Genomic DNA, 21,182 nt, shown 5'->3' on the forward strand with positions numbered 1-21,182 from the left:
CCGGGAGCGGCGCTTGACGCGCCTTGCCCGGGCTACGGGACCGTGCGTTCTGCGAGTTTGGTAGCCCGGACAGGTGCGCAGCACCGCCTCCGGGAAACAACCCGCACAAATCCCTTACTTCGCCAGGCTCGCGAAACGGGTGAATACTGCATCAAAAATCGCCAGGCCTTTTGCTACCTGCTCAGCGCTGATGGTGCACGGCGGCACCACGTGAATGCGGTTTTCCACCACAAACGCCAGCAGACCGGCTTCGGTTAACGCGCCCTTAATCGCCGCCATATCCGCAGCGGTCAGCGGCGTTTTCTGCTCGCGGCTGCTGACCAGCTCCAGTGCCTGGAACAGACCACGACCGCGGACGTTGCCGATAATCGCGTGTTTCTCCGCCAGCGCTTCCAGCCCCGGGCGCAGCACCTCATTGCCCATCATTGCCGCATTCTCCACAACCTTCTCTTCTTTCATCGCGTCAATGGTGGCGACAATCGCCGCCATCGCCAGCGGATGGCCGGAATAGGTCAGCCCTCCGGCAAAGAAATGGTCGTCAAAATAGCGGGCAATCGGTTCGCTAATCAGCACGCCGCCCGCCGGAACATAACCGGCGTTAACTCCTTTAGCAAAGGTCACCAGATCCGGTACCACGCCATCCTGCTCGAAGGCAAACCAACTGCCGGTACGGCCAAAACCGGCCATTACCTCATCGAGGATCAGCACAATACCAAACTCGTCGGCCAGCGCACGCACGCCTTGCATATAGCCATCCGGCGGCACCAGAATTCCGGCGGTACCCGGAATGGATTCCAGCAGAATTGCGGCAATCGCGTTAGGACCTTCGCACTCAATCATCCGTCGCAGATGCGCCAGCGCGCGCTGGCACTCCTCCTCTTCCGTCGTGGCGTTGAACTCGCTGCGGTAGAGATAGGGGTTGAAGAAGTGAACGTGGCCGCGCGAATACTCGTTCGGCACGCGACGCCAGTCGCCGGTAGCGGCAATCGCGCTGCCGGTATTACCGTGATAGGAACGGTAGGCAGAGAGCACTTTATCGCGCCCAGTATAGAGCCGAGCCATGCGGATGGCGTTCTCGTTGGCATCCGCTCCGGCGTTGGTGAAGAACACTTTGCTAAAGCCTTCCGGCGCCAGCTCGACGATACGTTTCGCCGCTTCGCCACGGGCGAGGTTGGCGGTGGCAGGCGCGATGGTCACCAGCTCTTCCAGTTGCGCTTTCATTGCCGCCAGCACGCGAGGATGCTGATAGCCAATATTGACGTTGACCAACTGGCTGCTGAAATCAAGGTACGTATTGCCTTCGTAATCCCACAGCTCGCAGCCTTTGGCCCCGGCGATCACCAGCGGATGTAAATTGCCCTGCATCGACCATGAATGAAATACGTAGGCGCGATCCAGCTGCCGAACTTCATCATTGCTTACCGCTACATCGTTCTGTATTGCCAGCTTCATACCCTGCCCTCTCTCATGTCGTTGTTGTTGGCATCATCATTGGCTGCGCCTGAGAAAAACGGATAGAGCCAGTACGGCGAAAATGATGTGACACCGTGTCACATCGCCGCGCTCCGACTGGCCCTGTGCCCACGCGCGCGGCGTTTTTATAGTGGGAGCGACAACCTGCACAGGAGAATGAAATGGCAACGAGCAAAGTGGTGTTTATTACCGGGGCGACCTCGGGTTTTGGGGAAGCGGCGGCGCAGGTTTTCGCCGATGCGGGCTGGTCGCTGGTACTGAGCGGACGCCGTGTTGAGCGGCTGAAGACGTTAGCGGATAAGCTCAGCGCTAAGGTCCCGGTGCATATTATCGAACTCGACGTACGCGATAGCGATGCGGTTGCCGCGGCCGTGGCAGCGCTGCCCGCTGAATTCGCCGATATCACCACGTTGATTAACAACGCCGGGCTGGCGCTGTCGCCGCAGCCAGCGCAGAAAGTGGAGCTGGAAGACTGGAAAACGATGATCGACACCAACGTCACCGGTCTGGTCAACGTGACCCACGCCCTGCTGCCGACGCTGATTAACCACGGCGCGGGCGCGAGCATCATTAATATCGGCTCTATCGCCGGGCAGTGGCCCTATCCAGGCAGCCACGTCTACGGCGCCAGCAAGGCTTTCGTGAAGCAGTTCAGCTACAACCTGCGCTGCGACCTGCTCGGCACCGGTGTGCGCGTGACCGACCTCGCGCCGGGGATTGCCGAAACGGAATTTACCCTGGTGCGCACCAAAGGTGACCAGGCGGCGTCGGATAATCTTTATCGCGGCACCACGCCGCTGAGCGCGCTGGATATTGCCGAGCAGATGTTTTATATCGCCACGCTGCCGGACCATATGAATATCAATCGGGTGGAAGTGATGCCGGTACGTCAAGCCTGGCAGCCGTTCGCAATCGACCGGGATTGAGGTTTTGGTAGCCCGGACAGGCGCGTCAAGCGCCGCCTCCGGGAAGATTTTCATGCAGCAACTGAATCCCCCTTGAAACAGAAAAACTCACAGCGATGCCCTGGCGCCCGCTGAAATCGGCGAACCGGAGGTCCGAAGACAAGGGCTGGCCGCCAGGGATGGCGGACAGAGGCGAATCGAGACATGGACAAAATTGCCCGGAGCAATTTTGAACAGTGCTTGCGCTGGCCCCGGAGGGGCGAGTCCCAGGGATGGGACGAGTAGTGTCGAGTTGAGCCGACCGCAGGCTGAGGACCGGGAGGTGAGCGCAGTGCGCAGCACCGATTTCTTTGCGGGACCGCGGGGATTGTAAAGGGGGAGACGGTTTTCTCCCCCTTTACCCGTTCACGTTCGACAGAAATACATTTTCTGCGGGATAGCGGTGAACGGAATCCATATACATTCCCGGAGGCGGCGCTTGACGCGCCTGTCCGGGCTACAAAACCGCAGAGCCGTAGCCAGCCGCAACCCGGGGTTAACTGTTATCGGCTGCTCTGTAAAAACTGCCTGACGCGCTCGGAATCCGGGTTGGTGAAAAACTTCTCCGGCGGCGCTTTCTCAATCAACAACCCCTTCTCAAGAAACACCACTTCATCCGATACCTGACGTGCAAAGTCCATCTCGTGGGTCACCACCACCATGGTGTAACCCTCGGCGGCCAGCGCTTTCATCACGCCCAGCACCTCATTGACCAGTTCGGGATCGAGGGCCGATGTTGGCTCGTCAAATAAAATCACCTCCGGCGACATCGCCAGCGAGCGGGCAATCGCCACCCTCTGCTTCTGTCCACCTGAGAGCGTGATGGGGTAAACGTCGGCTTTATGCGCCATCCCCACTTTCTCCAGTTGCTGCATGGCAATAGCTTTCGCTTCATCACGCTTCATTCCCTTCACGTGCAGCAGCGCTTCGCTGACGTTCTGCTGTACGGTCAGGTGCGGCCATAGGTTAAAGCTCTGAAACACCATCCCGACCCGCTCGCGGATTTTCGACAGCTGCCGATGGGACATGGCCCGGCCATTATGTTCATCAATACCCAGCCGCTGGCCGCTGATGCGCACCTCGCCGCGATCCGGCTGCTCCAGCCAGTTCATGCAGCGCAGCAGTGTTGATTTACCAGAACCCGACGAACCAAGAATGCTCACCACGGTCCCCTTCTCTACCGTCAGATTGATATCACGCAGAACTTCAACGTTATCAAACTGTTTAGAAACGTTTTTGACGCTTACAGCAGTCGTATCATGCATGGCTCATTCCTCTTCTGGCTCCCCAGGCGCTCAGACGTTTAATCAGCAGTTCCAGCAGAATGCTGACAGCCCAGTAGAGTCCAATCGCGACGATAAAGGCGTTAAACGGGATAAAATAAGTGGCCTGCACGCTGTTGGCCGCAGCGGTTATCTCCTGGACGGTGATAATGCTGAGAAAAGCGGTGTCTTTCAGGCAAATAATCAGTTGGTTACCCATCAACGGTAATGCGGAAGACAGGATATTGGGCAGAATAATGCGGCGGAATATTTTGTAGCGTGAAAAACCCTGCGCCACCGCGGCTTCTATATAGCCACCTGAAAATACCCGGCGCTGACTGCGCAATATTTCAAAGAAATAAGCGCCGTGATAGATAATTAAGGCAATCAGCCCAGCGGTCCACGCCTCCATACTGATACCGACTTCCGGCAGGCCGTAATAGAGCAAATAGGCCAGTATCAAAAATGGAATGGCCCGCATTAAACTGACAAAGCCAATAATAAGCCGGTTAAGCGTTTTCTTTTGATATTCGGTTAAATAGCACAGCGCAATCCCGATAATTAATCCGGCAATGGCTGCGGTAATAAATAGCTCAAGGGTGGCGAGTAAACCGGCAATAAAGCTGTCGCGCACCGACCAGATAACGGCCCACTGATTCATAGCACCTCCTGTATTTATCGCGCCAGACGTTTCGCTTTACGCTCCGCCATCCCCTGCAGTTTCAGCAGCAGACCAATGATCACCACGTACAGCAGGCCCGCCGCCAGAATCGGCGAAAGAGGTTCATAGGTGACCGAAGAAATTCGGTTCGTTACGCGGGTCAAATCCACCACGCCAATCACCGCAATCGCCGGGCTGCCTTTTATCAGGAACGACATTTCGTTGACCAGCGCGGGTAGGCTCTCAATCCACATTTGCGGCAGCATGATATAGCGGAAGTAAGGCCAGCGACGCATCCCCACCGACTCCGCCGCTTCCCGCTGCTCGCGGGGGAAAGTACGAAAAGCGTTGCGCCAGATTTCGGCGTTGAAGGCCGAAGTATTGAGCGTCAGCGCCACAATCGCCGCGACGTTTTTATCGAGGTTAATCCCGACCGTCGGCAGAGAAAGAAACAGGAACAGCACCAGCGTCACCAGCGGCGTAGCGCGGGCCAGACTGATATAGACCACCAGCAGCTGATCGATAACCGGTACGCGTAGCATTCGCACCAGCGCAATCAGCAGGCCAATCACCACGCCAAAGGCGATGGCGATGGCCGAAATCCAGAGGGTCGTCCATGCGCCTTCAATCAGTAACTGCCAGGAAATTGCATCCATGAAGCCCTCCTTCACACCTTAACAGGCGGCGGTGACCCGCCGCAGAACACATTACAGACCGGCTAATTTATGAAACTGTTCCGGGCTGGTAATCGCTTCGGTCGGCAGGTCGTCATAAGTTTCGCCAAACCACTTTTTCTGCAGCTCGGCGAGCTTGCCGGTTTCCTTCATGTGGTTCATAAATTTGGTCATATAGGCCAGCAGTTGCGGCGAGTTTTTCGGGATCGGCCACGCCATATAGCCCGGACCGGAAACCGCCAGACCTTTGGCGAATACCTTTGGCTTAGCCTTCGCCAGGTCGTTGACCGAAATAACCACGTTAATCACGTAATCGAGGCGTTTGTTGGCGAGGTCGGCATAGGCTTCAGGGTAGGAAGGATATTCCACCACCGGCCCCAGTTTACCGCCGGTTTTCTCCAGCATCGCTTTCAGTTCCGGCAGACGCGCCAGCAGCGCGCTGCCCGCCTGAACGCCCACTTTTTTACCGCTCAGACTCGCAATCGTATCCAGTGAATTATCGCCAGCGCGTTTGACAAAATAGTGCTGTGCTGAAGCCCACGGCGGCGTGAAATCAAAGACTTTCAGGCGGTCGTCGGTAATCACCGCGCCGGTTAACGCCATATCGTACTGACCGGTGGAGACCGCCGCTAATAATCCGGTCCACGGCAAAATGCTCTGATCGACATTGAATTTCGCGTATTTACGTAATTCATCGAGCATATCTTTGTTAAAGCCATCCGCCTGGCCGTTATTCATAAAGTTAAACGGCGCGTAATCATCTTCGGTCGCGACTTTCAATGTGCCGGATTTTTCTATTTCCGGAAGATCGGCGGCAACTGCGTGATAAGAAAAGGCCATCGCCATGATGGCGCCAAGACACATTGAACCTAATGATTTTTTCATCAATCCACCCCTAATTAATTCGCCAGACGTGTTCATTCCAGAACATGAAAAGGTTTTGCAAAATATGTGCCGACGGAAGTTCCGGTCCGCGACTGATGAATACATTTTTAATTTAGGAACGGTTTTAAATTTCCAGATAGAGCCAGATTCACCGCGTGGATGTGTCAGTCATTTTCAGGATGGTATGGAATTTGCTCCAGTTCATGCACAGAGCGTTTGCGTAAGGAGCTAAGCATGATCCGACACCTGTTACACGTTGATTTCGACCCGCGCCGCGGTTTGCAGGAGCAGGTGCGCGAGACGCTGATTAACGCCATTCTGGGCGGTATTTTTTCCGCCGACATGCCGCTTCCCTCCTGCCGCCAGCTGGCCAGCCAGCTGCGGGTGTCGCGTAACACCACGGCGCTGGTTTTTGAGGGGCTGGTGAACGAGGGATATCTGGTAAGTCGCCCGCGTAGCGGGTATTACCTGCACCCGGATTATCAGCACGCTTCCCCTTCCACTGCGCCGGAAGCTGCACCGCAGGACGAAGGTTCTGCACCACGCTGGGGCACGCGGCTGCAAATCACCCCCAGCCAGCAGGAGTCGATTCTGAAACCGGCGGGCTGGATGAACTACCGCTACCCGTTTATCTACGGTCAGCCGGATACCCGCCAGTTTCCGCTGGCGACATGGCGTTCAGCGGCTAACTGGCTGCATGGCGGGGTGCGCGATCCGGCGTGGGTGGTGGACCATATCGACCAGGACGTGCCGATGCTGATTGAGCAAATCCGCACCCGGGTACTGCCCAAGCGCGGCATTGTCGCCGCGCCGGATGAGATCCTGATTACCCTCGGTTCACAAAACGCGCTCTATCTGCTGACCCGCCTGCTGATGTCGTCGAAGACGCGAGTCGGCGTGGAGAACCCCTGTTTTCGCGAGGCCATCAACACCTTCCTGCTTGCCGATACGGATATCGTGCCGCACCCGGTGGATGAACAGGGGATCGTCCTCAACGATACGCCCTGCGATTACTACTATGTGACCCCCGGCCACCAGGTACCGACCGGCGTGGCGATGAGCAAGGCGCGGCGTAGCCAACTGCTGGAGCATGCTGCTCGCCATGATGCGGTCATTATTGAGGACGATTACGACTCGGAAAGTAACTTTATGCTTAACCCGCTTCCGGCGCTGAAGGCCAGCGATCGCAGCGGAAGAGTGGTCTACGTCAGCAGCCTGTCAAAGGCGCTGTCACCGGGTCTGCGGCTGGGCTTTATGGTCGCCGACCCGGACCTGATTGATGAAGCGCGGGCGCTGCGGCGGCTGGTATATCGCCATCCGCCGACCAATATTCAGTATCAGATGGCGCATTTCCTCGCCCAGGGCCACTATGAAACGCACCTGCGGCGCTACCATTACGACTCGGCCCAGCGCTGGGACAGGCTCAATAACGCGCTGCAACATCATCTGCCGGAATGCCGAATCATCCCCGGCAGCGAACATGCCAACGCGTTCTGGTTAGCCACGCCAGAGCAAATCAATACTCAGCAGTTGACCTGGCGCGCCGCCCACGCCGGGGTACTGATTGAACCCGGCGCGCGGCATTTTCTTAGCGACGCGCCGCCGGATAACTTCTTCCGCATGGGTTTCCATGCCATTAACCCTGACGCCATCGAGCAGGGGGTTGAAGTGCTGCGCGGTCAGTTGGCGCAGATGGGTTAGCGGTATTGTTCAAACTCTACGGCTTCGAGCACGCTGAGCAGCGCCGCACGCAGGCTATCAAGAGGAACGGATCCGAGGGCAATACGCAGCGCCTGCGGGACGTGGGTGGAAACACAAAACGGCTCGGCAGTCGAAACGGAAATATTACGCTCCATCAGCGTTTTCACCAGCCGATCGGCCCGGCTCTCCTCAGCAAGCGGCAGCCAAAGAAAGTACGAATCCGGATGGCTCACTAAGGGAAGCGCACCGAGAACCTCACGGGCAACCCGCTGCCGCTGCCGCGCATCCTGTCGTTTCTGCGTTTCAAAGCGTGCAACCGTGCCGTCTTCAATCCAGGCGCAGACCAGCGAACTCATCAGCGAAGGGGTATTCCACGTCGTGGCGCGGATAGCGCGCTCAATCTCGGGTCGGCAGTGCGACGGGCAGATAACCGCCCCCACGCGCAGACCAGTAGCTACATTTTTGGAAAAACCGGTGACATAGACCGTTCTTTCCGGCGCATAGCTGGCCACCGGGGGCGGCGGATGACTAACCAGCCTGGCGTATGCGGCATCTTCAATAATCAGCAGATCGTGCTGGCGCGCAAGATCTGTCAGCACTTGCCGCTGGCGAAGACTGAGCACCCAGCCGAGCGGATTATGCAGCGTCGGCATGGTATAAACCGCCCGTACGTGCCGCTGCTGGCATAGTTGATGAAGCGCATGGAGATCCGGTCCCTCGGCGCTACAGGGAATTGCCACCAGCTCCAGATGATACATCGCCGCCAAAACCTTAAAGCCCGAGTAGGTTAGCGCATCCACCGCAACCACATCGCCCGGTCGCAGAAGCCCCATCACGGTCACCGCCAGCCCGTGCTGAGCGCCGTTGACGATCAGCACATTTTCCGCGTCAGGAGCAAAGCGGTTGCCGGTCAAATGACGAGCGATAATTTCACGCTCTGCGAGCCGCCCGGCATGGGGTTGATAGCGCAGGTGAGAGTCAATATCCCCCGCCATCGCAAGCTGCCTGAGCGCCTCGCGCAGCGCATCCCCTTGCCCCGGCAGCGAAGGATAGTTGAAGTTCAGATCTACGACATCGGCAGCTATCACCTGCTGATCGACGCCATGCCCCGGCGGGAGCGAGATGTCGCGTACAAAGGTTCCGCGCCCGGTTTCACCGCTGACCAGACCCATTGCCTCCAGTTCGTGATACACGCGCGTGGCCGTGGCCAGCGAGATATGTTCATCTGCCGCAAGGGAGCGATGCGTTGGCAGACGGGTTCCGGCGGACATCTGCCCGCTATGAATCGCCTGCGCGTAGCGATCAACAATGGCTTTGTATCGGGCTTTCATCGGTGAATGTATCTATGACAATAATTTGATTGTATTAGATTGAGCACACTACCATCACCTCAGACATTGCTCAAGTCAGTACAGCACATCCAATATAGCGAGGTTAACGTGGTAGATTCAGCGGTTCACAAAACAGATCCGGGATCATGGTCGGGATGGCTCAACGGTTTACTGGGGGTCATTATTTTTAGCGGCTCGCTGCCCGCGACGCGTCTGGCGGTGCTGGATATGGACCCGTTCATGCTGACTTATCTGCGCGCCTCTATCGCCGGGATTCTGGCCATCGTCCTGGTGGTGAGTTTTCGCCAGAAACGCCCGCGCCTGTCGCAGCTTGTCCCGCTGGTGATTGTCTCATTGGGCGTGGTGATTGGTTTTCCGCTGCTGACGGCGCTGGCCCTGCGGCATGTTAGTTCTGCGCATTCGATAGTTTTCATCGGGCTATTACCGCTGATGACGGCAATTTTTGGCGTGCTGCGTGGCGGGGAACGTCCACGTCGCGCGTTCTGGGCTTTTTCTATTATTGGTAGCCTGCTGGTGGCGGGATTCGCGCTAACGCAAAATGCGGTCACGTCGCTCATCGGCGATCTGCTGATGCTTGCGGCGGTTATCGCCTGCGGCCTGGGCTATGCCGAGGGGGCAAAGCTGACGAGGGAGCTTGGTGGCTGGCAGGTGATTAGCTGGGCGTTGATTATTGCGCTGCCTTTTATGCTGGTTGCCTCCTTGATGACCCAGCCAGCGTCATGGAGCGCGATATCGGCATCAGCCTGGGCCGCGCTCGGCTATGTGTCGCTCTTCAGCATGCTGATTGGTTTTATCTTCTGGTACAAAGGGCTGGCTATTGGCGGTATCGCCGCCGTCGGTCAGCTTCAGCTACTACAACCATTCTTCGGGCTGGCTCTGTCGGCAGCGCTTTTGCACGAAACCGTGAGCCCAGTGATGTTGGCGGTGACATTGGGGGTGGTTCTGTGCGTTGTCGGCTCGCGTAAATTTAGCCGCTAAAGAAGTTCCCGGAGAAGGGGTCTGGTAGCCCGGACAGGCGCGTCAAGCGCCGCCTCCGGGAATGTATATGGATTCCGTTCACCGCTATCCCGCAGAAAATGTATTTCTGTCGAACGTGAACGGGTAAAGGGGGAGAAAACCGTCTCCCCCTTTACAATCCCCGCGGTCCCGCAAAGAAATCGGTGCTGCGCACTGCGCTCACCTCCCGGTCCTCAGCCTGCGGTCGGCTCAACTCGACATCACTGTCTCGATTCGCCTCTGTCCGCCATCCCTGGCGGCCAGCCCTTGTCTTCGGACCTCCGGTTCGCCGATTTCAGCGGGCGCCAGGGCATCGCTGTGAGTTTTTCTGTTTCAAGGGGGATTCAGTTGCTGCATGAAAATCTCCCCGAAGGCGGCGCTTGACGCGCCTGTCCGGGCTACAAAATCATAGACGGCTGGAAACACGTAGCCCCGGTAAGCGCAGCGCGACCGGGGAGAACGACGGTCTACACCGCCCGCGCGTACTGCAGCATCACCTGCAGCAGCACGTTTGCCCCTGCCTCAACATGTTCCGGGGAAGCATACTCAATTTCGTTATGGCTGATGCCGTCCTTGCAGGGGATAAAAATCATCCCGGTCGGCGCCAGATAGCTCATATACACCGCGTCATGACCAGCACCGGACACAATCTCCCGTGCAGGATACCCCAGACGCTGCGCGGCTCCGGCAATCGCCGTCTGGCAATCCGGGTGGAACGGTGCTGCCGGATAGTGGCTCACCTCTTTCAGGGCCACCTTCAGGCCGCTCTCCTGCTCGACGCTGCCGATAAACTCGCGCAGTTGGCGGTCCATCTCATCCACCAGCGCATCGCTCAGATTGCGCATATCAATCGAAAAAGTCACCTCGCCCGGCACCACGTTGCGGCTGTTCGGATAGACCTGAACCATCCCTACCGTACCGCGCCCCTCTTCGCTGCGTCCGGCAATCGCCACCACCTCCTGCATAATGCGGGTCGCGACCTGTAACGCATCCTGGCGCAGGCGCATCGGCGTCGGCCCGGCGTGGGACTCCTGACCGGTTACCACGCAGTCATACCAGCGAATACCCAGCACACCCTGCACGATACCAATGATTTTCTCTTCATCTTCCAGAATCGGCCCCTGCTCGATATGTGCTTCGAAGTAAGCGCCAATCGGATGGTCGCCTGGCACCTGGCTGCCGATATAGCCGATGCGCGCCAGCTCCTCGCCCACGGTTTTGCCTTCCGCATCCTTCGCCGTGTAGATAGTCTCCAGCGGAAATACCCCGGCAAACACCCCGGAACCCATCATCACCGGCACAAAACGCGAACCCTCTTCATTGGTCCAGAACACCACTTCAATCGGCGCGTCGGTTTCAATCTCCAGATCGTTCAGGGTACGCACCACCTCCAGCGCCGCCAGCACACCGTAGTTACCGTCAAATTTGCCGCCGGTTGGCTGGGTATCAATATGGCTACCGGAAACAATCGGCGGCAGCGCCGGATTACGCCCTTCCCGACGCATAAAGACGTTGCCGATTTTATCTACGGTGACGCTCATCCCGGCCGCCTGCGCCCAGCTAATGACCAGATCGCGCCCCTGCCGGTCGAGATCAGTGAGCGTCAGACGACAGCAGCCCCCCTTCGGCGTGGCACCGATTTCCGCCAGCGTCATTAGCGAATCCCACAGGCGCTCGCCATTAACACGGCTATCGGTGGTCTCAGTCATCGGGGTAAAAAGGACATCACTGCTCATTTCGGTCTCCTTGCATAAACGCGGTGGCCAGCTCAACCAGCAGGCGATCGCTGCCGCGTGGCCCTAAAAATGAAATCCCCAGCGGTAAACCGCCCACCTGAGTAACCGGCAGCGTCACCTGCGGACGCCGGGTCATTACGGAAATTAACAGCAGGTCGTGGGACAGGCGGCGAACCGCTTCTATCTCTTCAGCCTGCGCCGTCAGCAGCGGCGCGCCGTCGGGAACCGTTGGCATCACCAGCACCGCATCGCCGAGCTGTGCGTCCCACCAGGCGCTAAACCGTTCGCGCAACTGACAGGCGGTTTCAAACTGCTCGCGAGTCACCGCTTTGCCCCAAAAGAAGCGTTCGCGCACATCCGGTCCCAATTGCAAGCCGTAGCGCTCAATAGTTTCCCCCTGCGCCTGCCACGCTTCGTAGCCCTGAATCTGGCGGAAGGCGAGATAGATATCGTCCACCTCCGGCAGCGATTCGCTCAAGGGTGAAACCGTGCCAAAAAAGTGCCCCAGCCGCTGGCGAACCGGTAGCAGGGCCTGCTGACTGCACGGCGGCAGACGGGAAAAAAGCCCATCATGGCTGGCCAGCCGAACGCGGCTAATATCCACTCTCTCATCACTGAACAGACAGGCGGCAACGGCAGAAAAGACTTCCGGCGAGCGGGTGAAGAAGCCGCAGGTGTCCATGGTGGCACACAGCGGCTGACAGCCGTCGAGGGAGATTCTCCCGTGGGTCGGACGCAGGCCGTACAATCCGCAATAGCTGGCGGGAGTGCGTACCGAGCCGCCGGTATCGCTACCGAGGGCAAAATCACAGGCATCGTTCGATACCGCCGACGCCGAGCCGGACGAAGAGCCGCCGGGAATATGATTGGGCGCGGCCCCGTTGCGCGGGGTGCCATAATGCACGTTGTGCCCGCTCATCGAATACGCCAGCTCGCTGGTATGGGTTTTACCGATAAAGCGCGCGCCGTTATCCAGCAGCGTTTGCACCACCGGGGCGGTGCGTTTTTTAATTCCGGACAGCGCCAGCAGGTGCGGATTGCCGCCGCCGGTCGGGTAGCCCGCCACGTCGAACAAATCTTTGACCGCAAAGGTCAGCCCGCTCAGCGGTCCGCTTAAGGCATGCGCCACCGGGTGCGCCGGATAGGGCATAAAGGCGCGAAGGTCATCCTGCATGTTAGTCTCCTCTGTGATTCAGGCGTAAAGCGCCTGGTTTTCAACGGATGCATTCAGCTCCCGCCAGCGATGGCAGCTCACCACGTGACGCGACCCTACCTGTTCTGTCGTTGGTTGGCTCTCAGCGCAGGCCGGTCGCGCGTGCGGGCAGCGCTCGGCAAAGGCACAGCCAGGCGGCAGGCGCGAGAGATCGGGCGGCGAACCAGGGATGCAGTGCAGCGCGTCGCCCTTTTTCAGCCCCTCTTTCGGACGGCTACCTAACAGCACCTGGGTATAAGGATGGCGAGGACGATATAAAATGTCCTCAATCGACGCCTCTTCAACGATGCGCCCGGCGTACATCACCGCCACCCGGTCGGCAATCTCCACTGCCGCGCCGATATCGTGAGTCACGAAGATAATCGACAGATCGCGCTGCTTTTGCTGCTCGCGCAGCAGGATCAGGATCTGGATTTGCACCGTCGCATCCAGCGCGGTGGTCGGCTCATCCGCCAGCAGCAGCTGCGGATTGCAGGAGAGCGCAAGAGCAATCATTGCTCGCTGGCGCATCCCGCCGGACATCTCGTGCGGATAGGCGTCCAGCCGCCGCTCGGGGCTGGGGATGCGCACCTGGCGCAGCGCTTCCAACGCCCGCTCCAGCGCAGCCTGACGCGACAACCCTTCGTGGCGGCGCAGCCCCTCAACAATCTGCTGTCCAACGGTATAGACCGGGTCGAACGCCAGCAGCGGCTCCTGAAAAATCATCGCACAGCGCGCGCCGCGATAGCGCCGTAGCTGCGCGGCGCTCATAGACAGCACCTCTTCCTCTCCGACTTTCAGGGTACCGGAAAGCACACTGCTTTTCGGCGGATGCAGCCGCATCAGGGCGCGCAGAGTGACGCTTTTCCCGGAGCCGGATTCGCCGATCAACGCCATCACCTCGCCCTTTTGCACATCAAAGGAGACGCCGTTAACCGCGTTGACCGTCTGGCCGTCGCGGCGAAACTCCACCCGCAGGTCGCGGATATGGACATAAGCTTCATGCGACATGGCTCACCTCCTGGATGACGATATTCTGATGCCAGGGCGACGCGGGCTGCGCCATCAGGCAGGCGCTTTGATGTCCTTCACCGACGCTTTCAAGCTTTGGCTTCACCTGCGAGCACACCGCTCTGGCATGCGGACAGCGGGTATGAAACCGGCAGCCGGAAGGGGGTGAAATCGGGCTGGGCGGATCGCCGCTCAGCGGGGAGGTTAAGGTGCGATGTTGCGGATCCATCGACGGCATCGAGCTTAATAACGCGCGGGTATAAGGGTGCGCCGAGGCGGTAAACAGCTGCTCCGCCGGGCCAATCTCCACCACCTCGCCGAGGTACATCACCAGAATGCGATCTGACAGCCAGCGCACCACGTGCAGATCGTGACTGATAAACACATAGGTCAGCGCCAGCGTTCGCTTAAGCTCCTGCAACAATTGCAGCACCTGGGCTTCAACCGATTTATCCAGCGCCGAGACCGCTTCATCGAGAATGACCAGCCGGGGCTTCATCGCCAGCGCGCGGGCGATGTTGACGCGCTGGCGCTGGCCGCCGGAGAGCGCGTGCGGGTAGCGATGGGCAAAGCGCCCAGGCTCAAGGCCGACATGCGCCAGCAGATAGCGTGCATATTCGCTGGCCTCTTTGGCGCTAACGCCGTGTACCCGCTGGCCGAACGCGATGCTCTCTTCCATGGTCATGCGCGGATTCAGCGACGCGTAGCTATCCTGAAAGACCATCTGCACCTGACGGCGATACTCTTTCATCGGCAGACGCGATGAGCCGACCTCCAGGCCATCAAAAATCAGCTCGCCGCTATCCTGCTTAAGCAGTTGCATCAGCAGCCGGGCGGTGGTTGATTTACCGCAGCCCGACTCCCCTACTACACCAAGGGTTTCGCCTTTGACCACCGTAAAGCTAACGTCATCCACCGCCTGCACCACTTCGCGCTTTTTGCCGCCACCGGCAGGAAAATGTTTCAGCAGATTGTTGACCTTCAACAGCGGCTGAGCCGGTCCGCCGAGGTCGATATTGATAAAGGGTTGCATCGCTTACTCCTTAATCGCCATTGCCGCGCGCAGGCGGTCCGCGAGGATATTGAACGAAATGGAGGTGATAAAAATCATCAGGCCGGGCAGCGCCGCCACCCACGGCTGGGTATAGATTGCCGTGCGCAGGGTGTTGAGCATCAGCCCCCACTCAGGCTCAGGCGGGCGAACGCCAAGACCCAGAAAAGAGAGGCCGGAAGCGAGGATCATGCACACCGAAATCAACCCGGTAGAAAAGACGAAAATCGGCCCTAAAACGTTGCCCAGCACCTGCACGCGAATAATAGTGAACGCGCTGGCCCCGGTGGCGCGGGCGGCGTCGATATAATCCATATGCCGCACCTGGGCGGTGACGCTTTCGGCGATACGCGCCACCTGGGGGACAAATACCAGGGTCAGCGACAGCAGCGCGTTGCCAATACCCGCCCCCAGCGCACCGGAGAGCGCTATCGCCAGCAGAACCGAGGGAAACGCATAAAACACGTCGACGGTGCGCATAATAAGGGTGTTGGTTTTACCGCCCGCATATCCGGCGATAATGCCGATCGCGCCGCCGATAAAAAAGGCGAACACCACCGGAACGATGCCCATAAACAGCGACAGGCGGGTGCCGAGAATCAGCCTTGAGAGCATATCGCGCCCCAGTTCATCGGAGCCCAGCACAAAGCCGTCGGAGCCAATCGGTTTAAGGCGTAGAAACATCGATGTCTGATAAGGGTCTTTGACTATCAGCCACGGACCAAACAGCGCCAGCGCCAGCAGAATCAGAATGATCGCCCCAACAAAGACCCCGCCGGGGTCGCGCAGCAGTCGGCTAAACACGCCGCGCCAGTAGCCTTGTCTGGCGACCGTCGTTGCAGAAACGGGAATGCCTTTGGTTGTCACGGTATCCACCATCGTCAGCTCCTCTTAATTCGCGGGTCGAGAGTGGTTTGCAGAATATCCACCAGCAGATTGAGCAGCACAAAGAACAGCGCCAGCACCCAGATGGTGCCCTGCAATAGCGGCAGGTCACGCTGGAAAATGGCGGTGTTCAGCAGCATCCCGGTACCGGGCCAGGAGAAGACGGTTTCCACCAGAATCGAGCCGCCCATCAGATAGCCAACCTGCAGGCCCATTACCGCCAGCGCGGTCGGGGCGGCGTTTTTCACCACGTGCAGAAAGATTCGCGACTCGTTAAGCCCCCGGGCGCGCAGGCCGACGATAAACTCCTGGCTAAGAATATCCGCCACTTGCGAACGGACGGTGCGGGCAATAATCCCGGTTGGGATCACCGACAGCGTAAAAGCAGGCAGCAGCATAAACTGCAGATGTTCCCAGTCCCACTGCCAGCCCACCTCGCCAATCGGCCCACCGCCGGTCGCCGGCAGCAGCGCGAGTTTGACGCTAAAAATGATGACCAGCAGCATCCCCAGCCAGTAGTGCGGCACGCTAACGCCAAACACCGACAGCACCGAAGCCAGGCGGTCAATAATGCTGTTACGAAAGTAACCAGCGACAAAACCAAACAGGCTACCCAGCACAAAGCCAATCACCGTCGCCAGCAGCGCCAGACGCAGAGAGTAAGTCACCGCCGTCATCACTTCGCCAATCACCGGGCGCCCGGTGGCGACCGACATGCCTAAGTCTCCGTGCAGCGCCCGCCATAGCCAGTGAACAAACTGCAGCGGCAGCGGTTTATCAAAACCGTAGGCCTGCATTAAGGTCTGACGCAGCGCTTCCGAGGCGTCCGGCGGCATCACCGACACCAGCGGGTCACCCGGTGCTATTTGCACCAGCATAAAACAGATTACCGCCACCCCAAGCATGGTGGGGACGGCCAGCAGGATGCGATATAGCAGCGTATTGATCATCTCTTGCTCCCGTGACGATTACTCTTTTTTGCTCACCAGACTGAGGTCGATAAACCAGCTTTGCGGCTGTACCACCCCGGTGACGGCAGGTGATATCGCCCGTGGCCCGACGTCGTGGGCAACGAACAGGAACGGCACCTGATCGACCAGCGCGGCGTGCAGTTCACCGGCGGCTTTATCCATTTCAGCCGGAGTAAAGGCGTGCTTCACCGCCGTGGCCAGCTTTTCGGTTTCCGGGGTCGAGAAGTAGCCCCAGTTCGTTGCGACCGGCGGGAAGGCTTTGGCGGTAGAGAAACGGATCATGCCGAAATAGGGGTCGTTCACCGCGGCGCTGACGTTGATCGCGTCGATCCCCTTCGCGGACGGATCTTTCGCTCCGAGACGCCAGTTGGTAAACAGGGTGTTCCATTCGTTAACTTTGATATCGACGTTAAAGAAGCAGCTTTTCAGGCTCTGCTGGATGTACTCGTTCATCGGCAGCGGCTGCATCTGCCCGGAACCGGATGCCGAAGTGGCAACGGTCACGTGCAGCGGCTTACCGGCGCTATATCCGGCTTCAGTCATCAGCTTGCGGGCGGTGTCCGGGTCATACTTAATCTGGAAAGTGGGCTTACCGTGCCACGGGCTGTCGGCCTCATAGACGCCGGTCGCCTCGGTCATATAGCCGCCGAGATAGCTTTTCAGCTCGGCGCGGTTAAGGCACAGGTTGGCGGCTTTGCGCACGCGAATATCTTTCCACGGCGAGCCCTCTTCGAAGGAGAACTGCCACGGCCACAGGTGCGGCTGGGTATTGGCGTAGATTTTAAAACCCTGGGCTTTGATTTGATCGACCGCGTCCGGGGCCGGGGCTTCAATCCAGTCCACCTGCTTTGAGAGCAGCGCCGCGGTGCGGGCGTTGGCTTCCGGCAGCGGGATCAGCACCACTTTATCCACCCGAGGAATGCGATCTTTGTTCCAGTAGTCGGGGTTTTTGTCGAGGATCAGCTGCTGGCGGGGAACCAGTTTTTCCATTTTAAACGGGCCGCTGCCCACCGCATGGGCGGCGAATTCAGTCCATGCCTGCTTACTGCGCGCGGCGGTATCGCCGCTGCTTGCCGGTACCGCGTCATACAGCTTCTGCCACGCCGTCGGGGAAACGATAAACAGGTTGGTGATATTGTACGGCAGTAGCGCATCCGGCTCGGAGGTGGTCAACACCACGGTGTGGTCGTCAATCTTCTGCGCACCGGTCAGGGTCGGCATGCGCGAAAGCGTGTTACCAATCTGGCCCGGAGCGTACTGCGGAGCGGTTTTATTCAGCACTTTATCCACGTTCCAGACAATAGCATCGGCGTTGACCTCCGAGCCATCGTGAAACTTCACTCCCGGGCGCAGGGTGAAAATCCAGCGACTTTGATCTTGCGGGTCAACGTGCCACTCGGTCGCCAGCCCCGGAACCAAGCCGCTGGGCTTTTCTCCTTGCGACAGATCCCACTCAACAAGAGCGTCGTAGAGCGGGATGCCGGTGAAGCGGTTACCTTCAAAACCCTGATCGGGCTGACCGAGGGTTAAAGGGATGTCGGCGGCGGTCATCGCTATCCGCAACGTTGAGGCATGAGCCGGTAAAGCGGCAAACAGCGCCAATGCCCCGCTAACAGCAACGGCGAGATGGCATTTACGTGAGAGTAATTTTTTCTTCAGCATCACATTGTCCCTGTTAAATAAAAGTCGCTATTTAACAGGCAAGATGCATACCAGTTCTGAATCTGCGGGAAATAAGTGTGAAATGGCTTATAAAATAAGAATGACTTATATTATCTTAATGATTTTAATTAAAAAAATAAAACAACCTTATCTTTTTGCACCATCGACGGGAATTGTGTTGCAGGATTGCACCAGCCTTAATATTCCCGGGAGATAATAATCACGCCGCGTCATTTTTTATAAATTAAATTCATAATATACAGCAAATTATCAGCATCAACTGATTCCTTCTATACTCCTGTTATAAAGATAAGGAGGGAATCGCTATGCCCTTACCCGATTTTCATCGCTCCGAGCCTTTTACCCTCGGCATCGAGCTGGAGCTTCAGGTGGTCAATCCGCCGGGCTACGACCTAAGCCAGGACTCTTCCGCGCTTATTGATGAAGTGCAAAACACGCTGAAAGCGGGCGAAGCCAAGCATGACATTACCGAAAGCATGCTGGAAATCGCGACCGGTATCTGCCGCGATATCCATCAGGCCACGGCGCAGCTGGGGGCCATTCAGCAGGCGGTGCTGCGCGCCGCTGCCCACCATCATCTGCAAATATGCGGCGGCGGAACCCACCCGTTTCAAAGCTGGCAGCGCCAGCAGATCAGCGATAACCCGCGCTACCTGAAAACCGTCGAGCACTTTGGCTATCTGGCGAAACAGGCGACAATATTCGGCCAGCACGTACACGTGGGATGCCAAAATGGCGATGATGCGATTTACCTGCTGCACGGCCTGTCGCGCTTTGTGCCACATTTTATTGCGTTAAACGCCGCCTCTCCCTGGCTCGACGGTGCGGATAGCGGTTTTGCCTGTTCGCGGCTGAACCTTTTTGCGGCTTACCCTGACAACGGCCCGATGCCGTGGGTCGACAGCTGGCAGGCCTTTATCGGGCTATTTCGTCGTCTTAGCTATACCAGCATGATCGACAGTATGAAGGATCTGCACTGGGATATTCGCCCAAGTCCGGGTTTTGGTACCGTCGAGGTGCGGGTGATGGACACGCCGCTGACGATAGCCCAGGCGGTGAATATTGCCGGATTTATCCAGATTATCGCCTGCTGGCTGCTGACGGAGCGTCCGTTTAAGCACCAGCCTGAGGATTATTTGCTCTACCCCTTCAACCGCTATCAAGCCTGTCGTTATGGGCTGGATGGCATCAATACCGATGTTCACACGGGTAAACAGCAGTCGTTTCGCGAAGAGATTTTACAACTGGCGGATAAACTGACGCCCTTTGCCCATAAGCTTCAGGCTGACAGCGCACTGGATGCAGTCGTCCGCCAGGCGAAGCAGGATCGCAGTGAATCTCAGCGGATGCGCGAGTTTGTCGCCAACGGCGGATCGCTAATCGGTCTGGTACAGAAGCATTGCGAGATCTGGACGGCGTAGCGGCGATAAAACGGTATACTGCACGCTTTCGTTTTTGTCTGGGATCCTGTCGTGCGCTGTTTATCTCTTCTGCCGTTGTTGCTGTTATCTCTACCTGCGTTCGCCAGCGGAAAATGCTCGCTGACCGATCCGTTGCTGACGCTACAAAGCTATACCGTTAATCCGCAGCGCGAGCGCATTGTCATGTACTGGCAGAAAGAGGATGGCAAAGCCTGGGGATCGCTGCGATCGCTGCTGGCGGATATCAACCAGAACGGACGGGTACAGATGGCGATGAACGGCGGAATTTATGATAAAGCCTATGCGCCGCTGGGGCTGTATATCGAGAAAGGCAGGCAGCTGACGCCACTTAACCGCGCCTCCGGCGGCGGCAATTTTTTTATTCGTCCCGGCGGAGTGTTTTACCTGAAAGGACAAAGCGCGGGCATTGTCAGCCTCGAGAAATTCAAGCCCTCGCCAGCCATCCAGTATGCCGTGCAGTCAGGACCGATGCTGATTGAAAACGGCAAGATCAACTGGCGCCTGAAGCCCTCTGCCAGCTCGCGCAAGCTGCGTAACGGCGTGGGCATCACCCCTGAGGGCAAAGTGGTATTTATGCTTAGCGAGCACGAAACCAATTTCTATGATTTCGCCTGCTACGCGCAGACAAAGCTCAACGTACGCCAGATGCTGTATCTCGATGGCACTATTTCAAAGATGTATCAGAGAGGCGGCAGCGTGCCGTGGCAGTACCACCCGTTCGTCACCATGATCGCAGTGGAGAGCCGGTAGTCAGCATAACATCGCCTGCGGTTTTGTAGCCCGGACAGGCGCGTCAAGCGCCGCCTCCGGGAAGATTTTCATGCAGCAACTGAATCCCCCTTGAAACAGAAAAACTCACAGCGATGCCCTGGCGCCCGCTGAAATCGGCGAACCGGAGGTCCGAAGACAAGGGCTGGCCGCCAGGGATGGCGGACAGAGGCGAATCGAGACATGGACAAAATTGCCCGGAGCAATTTTGAACAGTGCTTGCGCTGGCCCCGGAGGGGCGAGTCCCAGGGATGGGACGAGTAGTGTCGAGTTGAGCCGACCGCAGGCTGAGGACCGGGAGGTGAGCGCAGTGCGCAGCACCGATTTCTTTGCGGGACCGCGGGGATTGTAAAGGGGGAGACGGTTTTCTCCCCCTTTACCCGTTCACGTTCCACGGTGAGACATTTTCTGCAAGATAGTGGTGAACGGAACGCCTCCACATCTCCCCGGAGGCGGCGCTGGCGCGCCTGTCCGGGCTACCAGGCCCGAGGCGCA

At 58.1% G+C, this 21,182-nt stretch carries 18 protein-coding genes; 5 read left to right on the top strand and 13 right to left on the bottom strand.

The annotated features are described in order from the left end of the window. Positions 1 to 114 precede the first annotated feature (114 nt). Complete coding sequence (locus QVF11_RS21880; RefSeq protein ID WP_142464080.1) at positions 115 to 1,452, bottom strand: aspartate aminotransferase family protein; 1,338 nt, start codon at positions 1,450 to 1,452, stop codon at positions 115 to 117. A 182-nt stretch (positions 1,453 to 1,634) separates the two neighbouring features. Between QVF11_RS21880 and QVF11_RS21885 the strand changes: the two genes are divergently transcribed. Then, a complete protein-coding gene (locus QVF11_RS21885) occupies positions 1,635 to 2,399 on the top strand; it encodes an SDR family NAD(P)-dependent oxidoreductase (protein ID WP_287856254.1) in 765 nt (254 codons plus the stop codon). A 521-nt stretch (positions 2,400 to 2,920) separates the two neighbouring features. Here QVF11_RS21885 and QVF11_RS21890 read toward each other — a convergent pair. From QVF11_RS21890 to QVF11_RS21905, 4 genes are read right to left on the bottom strand one after another with little or no spacing between them, the layout of a single operon-like run. Next, entirely contained in the window at positions 2,921 to 3,682 is a 762-nt protein-coding gene (locus QVF11_RS21890; RefSeq protein ID WP_287856256.1) for an amino acid ABC transporter ATP-binding protein, read from the bottom strand. Further along, positions 3,675 to 4,340: an amino acid ABC transporter permease gene (locus tag QVF11_RS21895; RefSeq protein WP_112217395.1), complete on the bottom strand. Its 666-nt coding sequence runs from the start codon at positions 4,338 to 4,340 to the stop codon at positions 3,675 to 3,677. Before QVF11_RS21895 ends, QVF11_RS21890 begins: the two co-directional genes overlap by 8 nt. A 14-nt stretch (positions 4,341 to 4,354) precedes the next feature. After that, a complete protein-coding gene (locus QVF11_RS21900) occupies positions 4,355 to 4,996 on the bottom strand; it encodes an amino acid ABC transporter permease (RefSeq protein ID WP_110273235.1) in 642 nt (213 codons plus the stop codon). A gap of 51 nt (positions 4,997 to 5,047) precedes the next feature. Beyond that, positions 5,048 to 5,899 (bottom strand): transporter substrate-binding domain-containing protein, encoded by an 852-nt coding sequence (locus QVF11_RS21905; RefSeq protein WP_142512076.1) that lies wholly within the window; start codon positions 5,897 to 5,899, stop codon positions 5,048 to 5,050. A 234-nt stretch (positions 5,900 to 6,133) separates the two neighbouring features. Here QVF11_RS21905 and pdxR point away from each other — a divergent pair, with 234 nt between their 5' ends. Continuing rightward, positions 6,134 to 7,600 carry a MocR-like pyridoxine biosynthesis transcription factor PdxR gene (pdxR, locus tag QVF11_RS21910; RefSeq protein WP_142512077.1) on the top strand — a complete coding sequence of 489 codons (1,467 nt, stop codon included), beginning with the start codon at positions 6,134 to 6,136 and terminating at the stop codon, positions 7,598 to 7,600. On the opposite strand, the gene QVF11_RS21915 is transcribed toward pdxR, so the two are convergent. Further along, positions 7,597 to 8,931, bottom strand: coding sequence for an aminotransferase-like domain-containing protein (locus tag QVF11_RS21915; protein ID WP_287856261.1), 1,335 nt, complete (start codon positions 8,929 to 8,931; stop codon positions 7,597 to 7,599). The genes pdxR and QVF11_RS21915 overlap by 4 nt on opposite strands. 108 nt (positions 8,932 to 9,039) lie before the next feature. Here QVF11_RS21915 and QVF11_RS21920 point away from each other — a divergent pair, with 108 nt between their 5' ends. Then, on the top strand, positions 9,040 to 9,930 hold the full coding sequence (locus QVF11_RS21920; protein WP_287856263.1) for a DMT family transporter: 891 nt from the start codon (positions 9,040 to 9,042) through the stop codon (positions 9,928 to 9,930). A gap of 485 nt (positions 9,931 to 10,415) precedes the next feature. On the opposite strand, the gene QVF11_RS21925 is transcribed toward QVF11_RS21920, so the two are convergent. From QVF11_RS21925 to QVF11_RS21955, 7 genes are read right to left on the bottom strand one after another with little or no spacing between them, the layout of a single operon-like run. Further along, a complete protein-coding gene (locus QVF11_RS21925) occupies positions 10,416 to 11,684 on the bottom strand; it encodes a Zn-dependent hydrolase (protein WP_287856265.1) in 1,269 nt (422 codons plus the stop codon). After that, complete coding sequence (locus QVF11_RS21930; protein WP_287856267.1) at positions 11,674 to 12,858, bottom strand: amidase; 1,185 nt, start codon at positions 12,856 to 12,858, stop codon at positions 11,674 to 11,676. Before QVF11_RS21930 ends, QVF11_RS21925 begins: the two co-directional genes overlap by 11 nt. A gap of 18 nt (positions 12,859 to 12,876) precedes the next feature. Continuing rightward, positions 12,877 to 13,887, bottom strand: a complete 1,011-nt coding sequence (locus tag QVF11_RS21935; protein ID WP_112217377.1) for an ABC transporter ATP-binding protein — start codon at positions 13,885 to 13,887, stop codon at positions 12,877 to 12,879. Beyond that, positions 13,877 to 14,920 carry an ABC transporter ATP-binding protein gene (locus QVF11_RS21940; protein WP_139538586.1) on the bottom strand — a complete coding sequence of 348 codons (1,044 nt, stop codon included), beginning with the start codon at positions 14,918 to 14,920 and terminating at the stop codon, positions 13,877 to 13,879. Before QVF11_RS21940 ends, QVF11_RS21935 begins: the two co-directional genes overlap by 11 nt. 3 nt (positions 14,921 to 14,923) lie before the next feature. Continuing rightward, positions 14,924 to 15,817, bottom strand: a complete 894-nt coding sequence (locus tag QVF11_RS21945; protein WP_287856271.1) for an ABC transporter permease — start codon at positions 15,815 to 15,817, stop codon at positions 14,924 to 14,926. A 2-nt stretch (positions 15,818 to 15,819) separates the two neighbouring features. Continuing rightward, on the bottom strand, positions 15,820 to 16,773 hold the full coding sequence (locus tag QVF11_RS21950) for an ABC transporter permease (protein WP_112217375.1): 954 nt from the start codon (positions 16,771 to 16,773) through the stop codon (positions 15,820 to 15,822). A gap of 18 nt (positions 16,774 to 16,791) precedes the next feature. Further along, a complete protein-coding gene (locus tag QVF11_RS21955; protein ID WP_287856274.1) occupies positions 16,792 to 18,456 on the bottom strand; it encodes an ABC transporter substrate-binding protein in 1,665 nt (554 codons plus the stop codon). Between the two features lie 326 nt (positions 18,457 to 18,782). On the opposite strand from QVF11_RS21955, the gene QVF11_RS21960 reads away from it, so the two are divergent. Then, positions 18,783 to 19,898: a YbdK family carboxylate-amine ligase gene (locus QVF11_RS21960; RefSeq protein ID WP_287856276.1), complete on the top strand. Its 1,116-nt coding sequence runs from the start codon at positions 18,783 to 18,785 to the stop codon at positions 19,896 to 19,898. Positions 19,899 to 19,949: 51 nt separating this feature from the next. Next, positions 19,950 to 20,669, top strand: coding sequence for a phosphodiester glycosidase family protein (locus tag QVF11_RS21965; RefSeq protein WP_462660397.1), 720 nt, complete (start codon positions 19,950 to 19,952; stop codon positions 20,667 to 20,669). The last annotated feature ends 513 nt before the right edge of the window (positions 20,670 to 21,182 follow it).

The organism is Klebsiella sp., assembly GCF_027492335.1.
In the GTDB taxonomy this organism is placed as follows: Bacteria; Pseudomonadota; Gammaproteobacteria; order Enterobacterales; family Enterobacteriaceae; genus Klebsiella; species Klebsiella huaxiensis.